A 13,521-nucleotide genomic window follows, 5' to 3' on the forward strand; every position below is an offset into this window, starting at 1 on the left:
GGGTTCGGTCATCACCGACGTCGCCATCCCGCCACCCCTGGACACGGTGATCTCCAGTGCCGTGGACTTCACCCGGTCGATACCACTGGACGATCTGACCACGGTGGTGTCCGAACTCGGCAAAGCCTTCGACGGCCGCGGCGACGACCTGAGCCGACTGATCGACTCGCTGTCGCACCTGTCGCAGGCCGGGTACGACAATCTCCCGCAGACCGTCTCGTTGATCCGCGACAGCGACGTCGTGCTGGGCACCCAGGCCGACCAGTCCGACTCCATCCTCGACTGGTCGCACAACATCGACCTGGTCGCGGCGCAGTTGCAGTCCGGTGACCCGGACCTGCGACGGCTGCTCACCACCGGCAACCTCAGCGCCACCCAGCTCTCAGCACTGCTGCAACGTTCCGGCGGTGACGCGACGACCGCGATACGCAACCTGGCCACCGACGTCCGGACCATCAGTCCCACGTTCGACCGGGTATCACCGCCCTTCGCCCAGCTGTCAACCCTGTCCAGCCACACCCAAACCACCGCCCCCGGGGACAGCACGATCCATTTCGGCGCCGTTCTGGAGACCAACAACCCGCCGTCGTGCACCTACGGTTACGAGGGCACCCAGCAGATCATCGACGACGTCAAGAAGAAGAATCCGGCCTTCAACATCGACTACGACGACTTTCCCTTCAACACCGCAGCGAACTGTGATGTGGCGCAGGGAAACCCCACCGACGTCCGCGGTGCCGGCCGGGCGGTGCTGAGCGATCCGTCCATACCGCAACCCTGGGACAAGACCCCGAAGAAAGATCCCGACACACTGAACCTGAACCCGCTAGCGACCCAACTGGCCACACTGCTCGGCGTCCACCCGACAGGGTCATCCAGCTGACCGACGAGTCGACCAGATGTCGAATCAATAGATGGTCGCCGCCAGATCAACAGCAACGGAAACGTTCACGCTAATCTCCGCTCGACATCAGCTTCTCTTGACCAAACGGACGTCGTCCGCGTGCTCACCCCAGTGAGGCAGAGCAGTCACCGAGAGCTGGATCGCAGTGAAATCATCGCCACCCCGCTCGTATACGACGTTGTGCGAATTGGAGATCAGCGGTCCGTAAGGGGACCAAACATTACCTTCGACGAAAACCGAATGGATTCCCGCCGCGACCTCACAATCATCAACCCATCGACGCGACCATCCCGGAGTCTGTTCGGTCAGGGCCATCATTAACTTCGCCGTCTCAGCGGATCGGCGCCCCAATCCAGCGATCTCCCACGCCAGTAGGATTGCCGATGAAACGAACGGAGGAAGTTCGTCCTCACCGATGCCTCTGTCTTCGATCGTCGAGTCCATCCATGCCACCGTCTTGTCGTCGCCGAGCACGCCCTTCACGACTCGCCGCCAAGTTTCGGGTAGGCCGTCTACGGCAAATCCTAAACCAAGCGGGTCATCAATCGGCAAAACAACTGCGCCTGGCGCCAGCTGGAGAGCACTCACAAAATCCACACCTAACAACCTATTACTGGCAGTGCCAACTTTACGTTGACAGAATCGCCCAGGGCTACCGACGGTTGATCAGGCACCGCTAACATAGCGGCAATTTGCCCGCCATTTGCCGCTTTTCCGTTTCTCGACCAGTCGTTGAGCTGCGCAAGAGTCGACAAGAGGGTATTTGGATCAATACCGTACAAGCGACATGGGATATATGCAGGGCGGCGCTGGTCTTGAAAATCTTTTCGAGTGATTCTCACCGACGAAGCACTCCGAGCGGGTGTAAACGCCTCAAACCTGTCATGTGCAAGTGAGTATTCGTCACCATTTCCCAGCGTGAGCGAATGACGATCCAACTGGACGGGTCCCCGGGACCGGTAGGCGGATAATGCAGCAACTGCCGCAACGAAAAAGCATCCAACTGCTGGTAGCATTAGGCGCCACGCTTGATCCACCCCGACTACGATTTGCGCAAAAAGAGCAACGCCCATTGTAATGAACACCGCAACTAGCCACACTGCGGAGTTACGAAGCGCCTTTGGTTGATGCAATATGACCTGATCAAAAGACGCTTGCTCGATTTTTATTGATGGTCTGAGACGACTTGGGATAATCATTGCCATTACGCAGACAAAGGCTATCGCCGCGATAGGCAGCCCGATGTACACGAAGATCACAGTAAGTATTGCGCCGACAAAGCCCAGTACTAGACTGCCGCGGTTTGACTCCTTGTCGGTCACGTGACGTGACCACACCATCGAAAATGATTGGCCCAAGATCACAAACACCTTTTCAGTTCCACAAGTGGCCGATAGCCTTTGACGTCCCCAGTCCTACGAGACCGCCGATAATCGCACCAGCCCCAATTCCAATAACATTCCCCGCCCCTGGGACCACCGTTCCTGCCCACCCGCCAATGGCAGCGCCCGCTTCTCCCCCCGCTACCATTCCAGCAACAAGGCCGGCCCCTTCTCTGGTGACGGCTTCAGGAACCGAATCACCCTCACCGACGTCGGCAACAACTGCAGGAATGGCCGTCAACACGCCCACCGCGCCGCCCACCTTTGAAATTCCTCTGAGCCCCTTGGATTCACCCAGCTCCCTCAGCCAGGGTGCAATTCGGGCGTCAACACCTGTTGGATGCTCACCCATGGCGGCACTCCAAATGCCTCGCACAAGGTCGGTCTTCGCAGACGTGCCAGCGGCAACCCCACCCAGCGTGAGCTCATCGGGCGTGGGCTTCCACCATGGGTCTACGTCTTCACCGTCCGCGAGGTCAATTGCCGAAGCTAGATCATGATCCGCCTTTGATGCCGCAACGATCACCGCGTTCACACGAAACTGCAATCCGACTATCTCGTTGCGGTACGCCTCCTTATCGGACTGAGACCAGCCCCTCATCACGGGCGGGTGCGGGTCGGAAACCGTATCGCTCTGCGGGTCGATGATCAACCCGTTGGCCGCAGCTTCGTCGCGAAGCTCCGCAACCCGCCGTTTGATCGCAGTTACCTCGCCTTCGGCATTCCGCGCGGCCTCACCCACTTTGCGTGCCAGCTCAGCATTGCTGGAGAGGTCTCGACACGTCCGATGCACTGAGTCCTGTGCCAACTCCGCGGCATCGCCGTTCCAATCTTTGAAGGCGTCGAGGCTCCCCATACTGGTCGCGGTGTCAGAACAGTGGTCCGAGACGCTCGTGCACAAACCGAACACAGCACCGATGTCGCCCGCATTCCACCGGTCGATGTCGGCCAGACTCAGACCTGCCACCATCCACCTCCGTCATCTGCCTTCGCGTTCACCGCACGGTATATCGCTGCAACGCAAACGCGCAGTTCACGTGGCATCATAAGTCATGCGAATGATCTAATCGAGACCCATCGAGGCCCCGTCATCCCTACGATCGACACCGACCGCGACAGGAGGCGACAGGATGACCGACGACATGCAGGTGCGGACCGCGTCACTGCAACACAGCGGGCAACGCGTGGCATCACTGCACGCCGACACACAGCAAGCTTGCTCGTCTGCCCACCAACAGATCGAGTCGGCGGTGTCGTCCGGGTGGATCGGTGCATCCGCCGGTGCGATGCAGGCACGTCTGGCCTCGATGCGCGCCGCAGCCGATCAGGTGACATCACGGATGAATGATCACGCGGTCGCTTTCCACGCCTCCGCCAACGAATATTCGAACTCCGACGAATCGTCGGCGGAGGTATTCACCGAAGTCGGCGAGGACGAGCCCGGCGCTGGTGGCTCCGGCACGCTGAATCTCGACTGACTTCCGTCTGCGGGTCGAAGCCTCACACCATCCGTGTCTCCGGGCTCCGCGTGAAGTCCGGGTCGCTGATCACACTGTCGCCCAGAGCCTCGTCGATCGCGGCGAGGACGTCGGGTTCCAGAGTGACCTCGGACGCCTTGACGTTCTCCTCGATCTGCTCCGGCCGCGAGGCACCGACCAGCGCGGCGGCCACATTGGGGTTGGCGAGCACCCACGCGATGGCCAACTGCGACATCTTGATGCCCAGACCGTCGGCAATCGGCGCGAGCTTCTGCACCCGGGTCAAGGTCTCGTCGTCGAGGAACCGCTTGATGAATTCGCTGCCACCCTTGTCGTCGGTGGCCCGCGACCCTGCGGGTAGCTCCGCACCAGGCCGGTACTTGCCGCTCAACACACCCTGCGCCATGGGCGACCACACGATCTGCGAGATCCCCAGATCCTCCGAGGTCGGAACCACTTTCGCCTCGATGACTCTCCACAGCGCCGAGTACTGCGGTTGGTTCGAGACGAGCGAGAATCCTGCCTCGCGCGCCAGCTCCTGACCTGCGCGTAGCTGGTCGGCGGTCCATTCCGACACCCCGATGTACAGCGCCTTGCCCGAACGCACCACGTCGGCGAACGCTGCGATGGTTTCCTCCAGCGGCGTCTCCACGTCGTAGCGATGAGCCTGATACAGGTCGACGTAGTCCGTGCCCAACCGGTTGAGCGACTTGTCGATCGAGCGAAGGATGTGTTTGCGCGACAGCCCGGTGTCGTTGGGGCCCTTGGCGCCGGTCGGGAAATAGACCTTGGTGAAGATCTCCAGACCGTCGCGGTCCTGCCCTGCCAAGGCCTTGCCGAGCACCGTTTCGGCGGAACCGTCGGCATATACGTCGGCGGTGTCGAAAGTGGTGATGCCGACGTCCAGCGCGGCACGCACGCATCGCTCCGCCACGTCGCTTTCCACCTGCGAGCCGTGCGTCAGCCAGTTGCCGTAGGTGATCTCGGAGACCTTCAGTCCACTGTTTCCCAGGTATCGGTAAGCCATACCCCGACTCTAGGCATTGCGCGCGACTTCACGCAGAAGCCCAGGTCATCCACCGACGAGCGCCTCCGCGAGGTCGTCCCGTCCCAGCGCCCGGTACCCGTGCCGATACTTGCGTCGGAGTCTCGCGCGCAGGTCGGGCTCCAGCTCGCCCAGCCGTTTCGGGTCGGTGTTGTCGGCGAGATCGGCCAACTTCACGGCAAGTGCAAGCTCATTGGCGCGGATACCCGCGTAGTAGTCGTCGTCGGGCAGGTCGTCGCGGCGCGTCAACAGCACCACCGCATCCACCACCGGGGTGGGTATGCCGCGATCACGCAAATCCTCGGCAGTGGTGTCGGAATCCTCGATCACGTCGTGCAGCAGGGCCGTGGCCACCGCCTCGTCGGTCTTCGGTTCCACCCTCCGGGCCACCGACCGCGGATGACGGATGTATGCGTTGCCCGCGCGGTCGACCTGGCCGCGGTGGGCGACTGCGGCGATGACGTCGGCGAGGTCGACAAGCGTTGCCGTACTTCCCGAATCGGGCATCTGCGACTCCTCCTGACATGGCGGCTCGACCGGACGCTACTCGGTGTCAAGATGTCGTCAAGATCCACCGGTCCGGCGTATGGATCGCATTCGCGGCGTGTGCCGTGACCCCGCCGCGGCGTAAGCCTCGAACCATGACCCGAGCGGCATGGTGGAACGCGCAGCACACCGAGCAGGCGCCACCGTCGGACGGTGGTCCGACCAGGCGTCGGAGGCACCCGCAGACCATGGCGCCCACCCGGCGCCCCTGGGGCGGTTACGACATCTGCCACGGCCGCCATGGCATGACCCGATACCGGCTGGTTGTGTGTCCGCCCGGTATCACCGCCGGCCGGCGCCGGCGCCTGGTGCTCTGGCGCAACTGGCCGCTCTGGGGAGCAGCGCTGTGGGTGGGACTCGAACTTTTCGCTCGGCACGAGACAGTCTGGAAACGGGTCTACGAGGAGGTCGGCGTATGAGCATCGGTATCGTTCCACAGCCCGTCTCCACCACTGACAACCGCTCGATCTACCGGGGCGGCGGCCTGGACGCGTTGTCGCTACAGAACTGTTCGTACGACGCGACCGTCAGCCCCGACAACGCGGAGAAGCGTCGGCTCAGTGCATTCGGCGGGGTCGCAGCCCTCTCGTTGGACGCGATGGCGTCGGTGGCCTACGGACCCGAGGCCATCGTGCTGGTGCTGGCCGCAGCCGGCAGTCACGGTCTCGGCTTCACGCTGCCGGTGAGCGCCGCGATCGTCGTACTGCTGGCGGTACTCGTCGCGTCGTATCGTCAGCTCATTGCCGCCTTCCCCGATGGCGGCGGGGCGTACGCGGTGGCACGCAGACATCTCGGCGATCGTGCCGCGCTGATCGCCGCCGCGTCGCTGGTGATCGACTACATTCTCAACGTCGCGGTGTCGGTGGCCGCCGGAACCGCCGCTCTCACCTCGGCCATCCCCGCGGCACATGCGTTCACCCTGGAGATCGCGCTGGGAGTGCTCTTCCTGGTGACGGTGGTGAACCTCCGCGGTATCTCCGCCGGTGCGAAGGTATTCGCGGTACCGACGGTGATCTTCGTGGTCGCGGTCGGCTTCGTCATCGTCAGCGGGTTGATCCGCGCGGTGCCCGACACGTCCGTCCCGGTTGCCGAACCCACCACCGTCTCGACCGTCGGCGTCCTGTTGCTGCTCAAGGCCTTCGCGGCCGGATGCTCAGCACTCACCGGTGTGGAGGCCATCGCCAACGCCACGCCTGAGTTCCGTCGGCCGCGGATCCGCCGGGCCCAGCGCGCCGAGCTCACGCTCGGTGTCACGCTGGGGATGTTGATGCTCGGAATCGCCGCACTGATACATAGATTCGACATCCGCCCGAGAGCCGGAGTGACGGTGCTGGCTCAGGTGACCGAGGGCGCCGTCGGCCACGGGATGGCCTACTACGTGGTGCAGTCCGCCACCGTGGTGCTGCTCGCATTGGCGGCGAACACATCGTTCGGCGGGCTACCGCAACTGATGAACGTGGTGGCCGCCGACAATTACCTACCGCACCGCCTGACCCGAAAATCGGCGACCGGTGTCCATCGCGAGGGTGTGCTGGTGCTCGCCGGTGCGGCTGCCGTGCTGTTGGTGGTCGCCGACGGTGCGATGAACACCCTGGTGCCGTTGTTCGCGATCGGTGTGTTCATCGGGTTCACCATCGCGCAGATCGGCTTGGTCACGCACTGGAGTGCGGTGCGCGGCAGGCACTGGCGATCCCGTGCCGTACTCAATGGCTTCGGCGCACTGCTCACCGGGTTTGCCGCGATCACCGTGCTGGCCATGAAGGCGTCCGAGGGATCGCTGTTGGTCGTAGTGCTGCTGGGTGTCCTCACAGTGCTCATGACTCTGGTGCGGCGGCGGTACCGGCGTGACTCGCTTCGCGAGCACCAGCCGATGGAGATCGGGCGCACGCCCATTCTCCGACGTCGGCAGCCATTGGTCGCCCGCGGTGTGGTGCTGGTGCCGGTGGCAGAGGCCTCGTTGGTGAGTGTGTTGGCCATCCGACGAGCGCAGGCGTTCGGACGGGAGATCCACGCAATACACGTCTTCTCACCGGACGAGGACCGTGAGGAATTCGCCACGGCCTGGCGGTCCCACCACCCGACCGTGCGCCTCGTGGAATTGGACGGAGACGACGTGAGCACCGCGATCGTCCACTACGTGCGGGCGCGGGAGCTCGATGATGATCTGCTGGTGGTGGTCGCCGATACCGACTGCGATTCCGCGAGCCGGATCCTGTGTGCCGGTCGAGCCCATGACCTCACCCGTGCCATCAGCCGCGACACCGATGCTCTGGTCGCCCGCATCCGTCTGCGGATCGTCCCTCCGCGGGACCGCGATTGAGGACAGTGGTCACCGCCGAAGCCGACGGGTGTGCGTGTCGCCATCGACGCGCCCGCGTTGGGGAGGTCGACAAGCGTTGCCCTACTTCCCGAATCGGGCTGGTGCGACTCCTCACATGATTGCCTCGACCCGTTGTCGTACCGGCTGTTTCAGCTCACATCGGGGCGACCCCTCAGAGTCCGAGTTCCAGCTGCGCATAGCTGTGGGCGATGGATCGGACGTCGGCCTGCGACGCGGCCCGGGTGACCACCTGAACCGACAAACCATCGAGCATCGTCATCAGCCGGGTGGCGGTCGACACCGCGTCGTCGGTGATCCGCACCGTACCCGCCTGCGCGTCGGCGGCGACCAACTCCGCGACCCTGCGCTTCCATTCCGCATCCAGCCGCGTGAGCTCGGCGCGCAACGGCGCGTTCCACCGACCGAGTGACCAGGCGTCGAGCCACAGCGCACTGCCCTGCCGCGCCTCGTCGTCGAGGACTGCGTCGATCAGCGCCACCGTCGCCGCGCCGGGGCGCGCACTCTCCGCCCGGTCGAGCAACCGCTCCAGGTCGGATTCGGCGGCGCTGGTGAAGGTCCCCGCGACCAACTGCTCAGCGGTGCTGAAGTAGTGGCTGACCAGGCCCGGTGTGACGCCGAGGTCGGTGGCGACCCGGCGCAGAGTGATCGCCGCGAGCCCGTCGGTGACGCTCACCCTGACTGCGCAGCGCAGTAGTTCGTCGCGACGTTGCTCCGCTGACTTCCGAGTTCGACGAGCTGTTGACATCTCCGACGACACGCTGTTGACTATGCCATCAACACATTGTTGATGGCACCACCAATAGCCTTGCGAGGTTCTCATGGCCTACCTGATGCCGGCAGAGACCGCCCCCCAGGACCGCATCTGGATGGCATTCCCGGTCGCCCGTACCTATGGCGAGGCCGAGACCGACTTCGAGGCCGCCCGCGCCACCTGGGCCGCGGTGGCCAACGCGATCGTCGACGTGGAGCCGGTGACCATGCTGGTGGACCCATCCGAACGCGATCAGGCGACACGACTGCTGTCATCCGCCGTGGACGTGGAGTACGTCCATCTGAACGACGGTTGGATCCGCGACATCGGACCCACGTTCGTGCACGCCGACGACGGCTCGGTGGCCGCGGTGACGTGGACGTTCAACGGGTGGGGCCGCCCGGTGGAACACCCACACAGCCACGACGCGCTGGTCGCCCGCACAGTCGCCGGGCTGGCTGGTGTGCCGATTGTCGAGTCGTCGCTGGTGAACGAGGGCGGCGGCATTCATGTGGACGGACGGGGCACCGTCTTGGCCACGCGCACCGTGCAACTCGACCCGATGCGCAACCCCCGACTGACGGCGGCCGACGTGGAGGCCGAGTTCGCACGCACGCTCGGTGCCACCGACGTGATCTGGTTCGGCCGCGGACTCACCGGTGACTACGGTCCCGCGGGCACCAAGGGACATGTCGACATCTGCGTGACCCTCCCGTCCCCTGGCCGGGCGCTGGTGCACACCCAGCACGACCCGGAGCATCCTGACCACATCCTGTCGCAGGAGTTCCGGCGGTCGCTGGAGTACCACCGGAGCGACTGGGACATCGTCGAGCTGCCCGCGCCGCGCACGCTGACCGACGCCCACGGATTCAACGACTGGAGCTACGTCAACCATCTGGTGGTCGGCGGCGAAGGATCCGACTCGGCGGTGATCGCCTGTAGCTTCGGTGACCCCAACGACGAGGCGGCGCAGGAGATTCTGGCCGACGTTTACCCCGGCCGACGCGTGCTCGCCGTGGACGCTCGCCCCATCTTCGACCGTGGCGGCGGGATCCATTGCATCACCCAGCAACAGCCGACTGCCCGTCGATGAGCACCTCGTTCCCGGTCGTCGACACCGGCATCGCCGATCTGCGAAGCGCGTTGGAGTCCGGCGTGGTGACCAGTGTGCAGCTGACACAACGATATCTGGACCGCATCGCCGCGTACGACCACGCCGGGATCCGGCTGAACGCGGTACCCGTACTGAACGACGGTGCGCTCGCGGAGGCCGCGGAGTCGGATCGACGCCGTGCGGCCGGGGCCGTGTTGGGACCGTTGGACGGGGTCCCCTACACGGCCAAGGACAGTTTCTCGGTGCGCGGTATGACGGTGTCCGCGGGGTCTCCCGCCTTCGCCGACCTGGTGGCGGGTGACGATGCATTCGTCATCGCCCGGCTACGTGCGGCGGGTGCGATCTGTCTCGGTTTGACCACCATGCCGCCGATGGCCGCGGGTGGCATGCAACGCGGACTGCACGGTCGAGCCGAGAGTCCCTACAACACGGACTATCTGACGTCGTCCTTCGGATCCGGGTCGTCGAACGGATCGGGTACCGCGACCGCGGCGTCGTTCGGTGCTTTCGGATTGGGTGAGGAGAGCTGGTCGTCGGGGCGGGCGCCGGCGTCGCACAACGGTTTGGTCGCGTACACGCCGTCGCGCGGGGTGATCTCGTTGCGCGGCAACTGGCCGCTGTACTCGGCGTGGGATGTGGTGGTGCCGCACACCCGGACCGTCGCCGATCTGTTGGAGGTGTTGAACGTCATCGTCGCCGACGACGACGTCGCGCGCGGTGACTTCTGGCGGGTGCAGGACCACGTCACGTTGCCTGCTGCCTCGCAGGTGCGTCCCACCGATTACCGGATGCTGGCCGAACCTGCTGCGCTGCAGGGTAAGCGGCTGGCCGTGCCCCGGATGTACATCAACGCCGATCCGGATGGTCGGGAACCTGTGGTGGTGCGGGAGTCGATCATGGAGCGCTGGCGGGAGACGCGGCGGGCTCTCGAAGGCCTGGGCGCCGAGATCGTGGAGACCGACTTCCCGGTGGTGTCGAACTACGAGGAGGACCGTCCCGGGGCTCGCAGCATGGTCACCCGCGGGTGGGTACCCGCGGATTTCCTCCGTACCGAGATGTCGGATCTCATGATGTGGGGCTGGAACGATTTCTTGGCCGCGAACGGCGACCCGGCGCTGTCACGACTCGAGGACGTGGACGGCGCCGCAATCTATCCCTCGCCTCCCGGCCAACTGCCCGACCAGTACGAGATCGAGGACGAGGACTTCGCGACCTTCGTCGAGCGCGGTCGCACCGAGGGTGTGCCCTCGCTGGAGGAGATACCCATGCTGGCCGAAGGACTGCGGGGTCTGGAGCGAACCCGATGCGAGGATCTGGAGAACTGGTTGGACACCGACGGTTTCGACGCCGTGGTGTTCCCGACCCAGTCCGATGTCGGGCCGTCGGATTCCGACGTCAACCCCGAATCGGCGGCGATAGCCTGGGCCAACGGGGTGCGATATTCGACCGGTAACCTGGCCATCCGTCATCTCGGGATCCCCACCGTGACCGTGACCATGGGCGTGATGGACGACACCGGGATGCCCGTCGGCCTCACCATCGCCGGTCGCGCCTACGACGACAACCGGTTGCTCGCCTTCGCAGCGGCATTCGAGAGTGCGACGACATGGCGGAGGGCACCTGGACGCACGCCCGAACTGGCTTAGGTCGTCTGTTCAGCTTTCCGAGCATTTCCGGTGGACGCTGCGGTGGCTCCGTCAGATGTTGCGGCAGAGATGATCTCGTCGAGAAGCGTCCGGGAGCGGACGAGATCGGCGATCATCGCCTCGATACGGTCGCGTTCAGCCGTGAGATCATTCGCGAGTCTAATTGTCGTGCGTTCGTTCGGAGTGCCTTCGGGCGCCTGCATGCAGGGCAGGATCTGACCGATTCGTGCGCTGCGGATCCCGGCGGCGAACAGTTGCTGGATGAGGATGACTCGGTCGATCGCGTCGTCGGTGTACTCACGTTGACCACCCGGCGTACGAGTTGGGGTGCAGAGGCCTTGCTCCTCGTAGTAGCGCAGCGAGCGGACACTCACTCCCGTTCGTCGTGACAGTTCGCCGATCTTCACGCGCTGCTCCTTGAACCTCACATCCATGTGAGGTCTTACGGTACCCCGGTCACGTTCACGACCGGAAGGATGTTCCATGGATTCGGCGATCATCACACTCGGGGACGGCACTCGCATTCGGTACCGACTCGACGGGCCGCACAACGCTCCGGTGCTGGTGCTGTCGAACTCGATCGCCACGACGTTGGAGATGTGGGATGACAACATCGCCGACCTCACTCGATACTTCCGAGTGTTGCGCTACGACACTCGAGGGCACGGTCTGTCGGATGCTCCACCCGGCGCGTATTCGATCGAACGCCTTGGCCGGGACGTCATCGAGCTGCTCGACGCGCTGGCTATCGAGCGCGCGCACTTCTGCGGCATCTCACTCGGCGGGTTCATCGGGCAATGGCTCGGCGTCAACACCCCCGATCGACTGGATCGTCTGATTCTGGTGAACACGTCCGCCTATCTGGGGCCGGCGGCGCACTGGGACGGGCAGATAACCACTGTTCTCGACGCCCCCGACCTCGCGGCCACGGCCGACATGTTCCTGCACAACTGGTTTCCCGCGCGACTGCTGGCGGACGAAGCCCTGGTGTCACCGTTCCGCGACGCCATTCTCGGAATGCGACCGGCAGGTCTCGCCGGTTGCCTGGCCGCCGTCCGTGACGCCGACCTGCGTCGGACGATCACCCTTGTCGAGGCACCGACGTTGGTGATGGTCGGCCAGTACGACACGGTGTGCCTGCCCGACCACGGGGCGCTCATCGCCGCTTCCATTCCCGCTGCGCAGTCGCTCACCTTGCCCGTCACGCATCTGTCGAACGTGGAGGATCCGGCAGGTTTCGTCGGGACGGTGTGTGAGTTCGTGGGGGTTGGGTGAGTGGTCGGGCTTCAGGGTGCCGGCGCTCAGCAGGGCGGCCCGAGGTGACAGGCTTCATGGGTTCCGCCAGTTATCCACAGGGAGCTCGCAGTGGCGGCATTTCTGTCGGTGGACGCGGGTAGGCTGGTCGAGAGGGTCTCTGACTCGTGTCGATAGTGGTTGTGGGGCAGCATTTTTCATTGTTCCGGTCGATGCCGACGCGTTCGAACACGTGTACGATGAACTCATGAATCGGGGATGTTCGCCGAGGTCGGCGACCTGCTCGTCGATCAGCTGGGGGTTGATAGCAGGGTGGTCGATGATGTGGATGCCGACATCATTGATGCAATCGGTGGTGTGGTGCGTTTGCGGGCGATCACCGATCATGTGTTGGCCCTATTGAGTGCGCAGGCGGAACGGGTGGGGGTCGCGAAGCGGTCCGGGATGAGGACGCGGGAACTGTTGATGGCCAACGGTATGGCACCGGGTGTTGCGGACAGGTGTCTGCGGGTGGGGCGGGCCTTGGGTGAACTGCCCACCCTGTATCGGCACAGCAGCAACGGGTTCTTCTCCGGTGAACACGTCGACGCCATCGTGCGCGGGATCGCCCACGTGAGCACGCGCACGCGTGAACCCGTCGGTTCGGAGGCGATCGTCGATCTGCAGACCACGCTGGTCGGTCAGGCGATCTCCGGTGCCAGTCCCGCGGAACTGATGGCTCTGGCGCGTGCGGCGGCGATCGAGGCCGCACCCGACGACGAGGACACCATCCCGGCCGCCGAGGACGCCACAGTGAACGAGATGGGCTGGCATCAAGGTGACGACGGACGCCTGCAGGGCAGCTTCGACCTCGATGTTCTCACCGGCGAACGCCTGATCTGCGCGGTCGACACCGCATCACGACCCCGACCCCTACCGGATGGCACATCCGACCCGCGGTCGGCGGCCAGGCGTCGCGCCGACGCCTTCCGGCAACTACTGGACTGCGCGGTCCGGGCCGCAGCCGACGACGCCACTAGCGGAGCGCCGAGAACCGAGGTCGTAGTCACCGTGCCGCTCG

Annotated in this window: 15 protein-coding genes; 8 read left to right on the forward strand and 7 right to left on the reverse strand. The window is 64.5% G+C overall.

Translation table 11 applies throughout. From position 1 onward, the window contains the following. Window positions 1–883, forward strand: an 883-nt coding sequence (locus BW971_RS21610) for an Mce/MlaD family protein (RefSeq protein WP_076482984.1), incomplete at its 5' end; no start/stop codon positions are given. Between the two features lie 87 nt (window positions 884–970). On the opposite strand, the gene BW971_RS20710 is transcribed toward BW971_RS21610, so the two are convergent. The 3 genes from BW971_RS20710 to BW971_RS20715 are packed head-to-tail and all read right to left on the reverse strand — an operon-like array spanning window position 971 to window position 3,256. Next, complete coding sequence (locus BW971_RS20710; protein ID WP_143690507.1) at window positions 971–1,501, reverse strand: hypothetical protein; 531 nt, start codon at window positions 1,499–1,501, stop codon at window positions 971–973. Between the two features lie 2 nt (window positions 1,502–1,503). Continuing rightward, entirely contained in the window at window positions 1,504–2,226 is a 723-nt protein-coding gene (locus BW971_RS21405) for a hypothetical protein (RefSeq protein WP_143690508.1), read from the reverse strand. A gap of 52 nt (window positions 2,227–2,278) precedes the next feature. Then, complete coding sequence (locus tag BW971_RS20715; protein WP_076482986.1) at window positions 2,279–3,256, reverse strand: hypothetical protein; 978 nt, start codon at window positions 3,254–3,256, stop codon at window positions 2,279–2,281. Window positions 3,257–3,416: 160 nt separating this feature from the next. On the opposite strand from BW971_RS20715, the gene BW971_RS20720 reads away from it, so the two are divergent. Beyond that, window positions 3,417–3,764 carry a WXG100 family type VII secretion target gene (locus BW971_RS20720; RefSeq protein ID WP_076482987.1) on the forward strand — a complete coding sequence of 116 codons (348 nt, stop codon included), beginning with the start codon at window positions 3,417–3,419 and terminating at the stop codon, window positions 3,762–3,764. A gap of 22 nt (window positions 3,765–3,786) precedes the next feature. Here BW971_RS20720 and BW971_RS20725 read toward each other — a convergent pair whose 3' ends face one another. Then, the gene (locus BW971_RS20725; RefSeq protein WP_076482988.1) at window positions 3,787–4,791 is read right to left on the reverse strand and encodes an aldo/keto reductase family protein; all 1,005 of its coding nucleotides are present in this window, start codon (window positions 4,789–4,791) and stop codon (window positions 3,787–3,789) included. A gap of 45 nt (window positions 4,792–4,836) precedes the next feature. Then, window positions 4,837–5,316, reverse strand: coding sequence for an HD domain-containing protein (locus BW971_RS20730; protein WP_076482989.1), 480 nt, complete (start codon window positions 5,314–5,316; stop codon window positions 4,837–4,839). A gap of 134 nt (window positions 5,317–5,450) precedes the next feature. On the opposite strand from BW971_RS20730, the gene BW971_RS21410 reads away from it, so the two are divergent. Both BW971_RS21410 and BW971_RS20735 read left to right on the forward strand, forming a co-directional pair. After that, complete coding sequence (locus BW971_RS21410) at window positions 5,451–5,774, forward strand: DUF6611 family protein (RefSeq protein ID WP_143690509.1); 324 nt, start codon at window positions 5,451–5,453, stop codon at window positions 5,772–5,774. After that, window positions 5,771–7,675 carry an APC family permease gene (locus tag BW971_RS20735; RefSeq protein ID WP_083710523.1) on the forward strand — a complete coding sequence of 635 codons (1,905 nt, stop codon included), beginning with the start codon at window positions 5,771–5,773 and terminating at the stop codon, window positions 7,673–7,675. Before BW971_RS21410 ends, BW971_RS20735 begins: the two co-directional genes overlap by 4 nt. A gap of 172 nt (window positions 7,676–7,847) precedes the next feature. Here BW971_RS20735 and BW971_RS20740 read toward each other — a convergent pair whose 3' ends face one another. Continuing rightward, window positions 7,848–8,516, reverse strand: coding sequence for a TetR/AcrR family transcriptional regulator (locus BW971_RS20740; protein WP_083710524.1), 669 nt, complete (start codon window positions 8,514–8,516; stop codon window positions 7,848–7,850). On the opposite strand from BW971_RS20740, the gene BW971_RS20745 reads away from it, so the two are divergent. Continuing rightward, a complete protein-coding gene (locus BW971_RS20745; protein ID WP_200799493.1) occupies window positions 8,515–9,540 on the forward strand; it encodes an agmatine deiminase family protein in 1,026 nt (341 codons plus the stop codon). The two genes, BW971_RS20740 and BW971_RS20745, sit on opposite strands and share 2 nt — an antisense overlap. Next, complete coding sequence (locus BW971_RS20750) at window positions 9,537–11,207, forward strand: amidase (RefSeq protein ID WP_076482991.1); 1,671 nt, start codon at window positions 9,537–9,539, stop codon at window positions 11,205–11,207. Before BW971_RS20745 ends, BW971_RS20750 begins: the two co-directional genes overlap by 4 nt. Here BW971_RS20750 and BW971_RS20755 read toward each other — a convergent pair. Continuing rightward, the gene (locus tag BW971_RS20755) at window positions 11,204–11,707 is read right to left on the reverse strand and encodes a MerR family transcriptional regulator (protein WP_327202131.1); all 504 of its coding nucleotides are present in this window, start codon (window positions 11,705–11,707) and stop codon (window positions 11,204–11,206) included. The genes BW971_RS20750 and BW971_RS20755 overlap by 4 nt on opposite strands. On the opposite strand from BW971_RS20755, the gene BW971_RS20760 reads away from it, so the two are divergent. Further along, a complete protein-coding gene (locus BW971_RS20760; RefSeq protein ID WP_076482992.1) occupies window positions 11,691–12,482 on the forward strand; it encodes an alpha/beta fold hydrolase in 792 nt (263 codons plus the stop codon). The two genes, BW971_RS20755 and BW971_RS20760, sit on opposite strands and share 17 nt — an antisense overlap. 237 nt (window positions 12,483–12,719) lie before the next feature. Beyond that, a partial coding sequence (locus BW971_RS20765; protein WP_143690510.1) for a DUF222 domain-containing protein occupies window positions 12,720–13,521 on the forward strand: 802 nt, incomplete at its 3' end.

Source organism: Williamsia sterculiae (assembly GCF_900156495.1).
In the GTDB taxonomy this organism is placed as follows: Bacteria; Actinomycetota; Actinomycetes; order Mycobacteriales; family Mycobacteriaceae; genus Williamsia_B; species Williamsia_B sterculiae.

What these genes read in the sequence shown, in the direction of transcription:
- BW971_RS20755 (WP_327202131.1), bottom strand. Translation starts at nt 11,707, where the DNA reads ATGATCGCCGAATCCATGGAACATCCTTCCGGTCGTGAACGTGACCGG.
- BW971_RS20760 (WP_076482992.1), top strand. Translation starts at nt 11,691, where the DNA reads ATGGATTCGGCGATCATCACACTCGGGGACGGCACTCGCATTCGGTAC.
- BW971_RS20730 (WP_076482989.1), bottom strand. Translation starts at nt 5,316, where the DNA reads ATGCCCGATTCGGGAAGTACGGCAACGCTTGTCGACCTCGCCGACGTC.
- BW971_RS21410 (WP_143690509.1), top strand. Translation starts at nt 5,451, where the DNA reads ATGACCCGAGCGGCATGGTGGAACGCGCAGCACACCGAGCAGGCGCCA.
- BW971_RS20735 (WP_083710523.1), top strand. Translation starts at nt 5,771, where the DNA reads ATGAGCATCGGTATCGTTCCACAGCCCGTCTCCACCACTGACAACCGC.
- BW971_RS20725 (WP_076482988.1), bottom strand. Translation starts at nt 4,791, where the DNA reads ATGGCTTACCGATACCTGGGAAACAGTGGACTGAAGGTCTCCGAGATC.
- BW971_RS20745 (WP_200799493.1), top strand. Translation starts at nt 8,515, where the DNA reads ATGGCCTACCTGATGCCGGCAGAGACCGCCCCCCAGGACCGCATCTGG.
- BW971_RS20750 (WP_076482991.1), top strand. Translation starts at nt 9,537, where the DNA reads ATGAGCACCTCGTTCCCGGTCGTCGACACCGGCATCGCCGATCTGCGA.
- BW971_RS20740 (WP_083710524.1), bottom strand. Translation starts at nt 8,516, where the DNA reads ATGAGAACCTCGCAAGGCTATTGGTGGTGCCATCAACAATGTGTTGAT.
- BW971_RS20715 (WP_076482986.1), bottom strand. Translation starts at nt 3,256, where the DNA reads ATGGTGGCAGGTCTGAGTCTGGCCGACATCGACCGGTGGAATGCGGGC.
- BW971_RS20720 (WP_076482987.1), top strand. Translation starts at nt 3,417, where the DNA reads ATGACCGACGACATGCAGGTGCGGACCGCGTCACTGCAACACAGCGGG.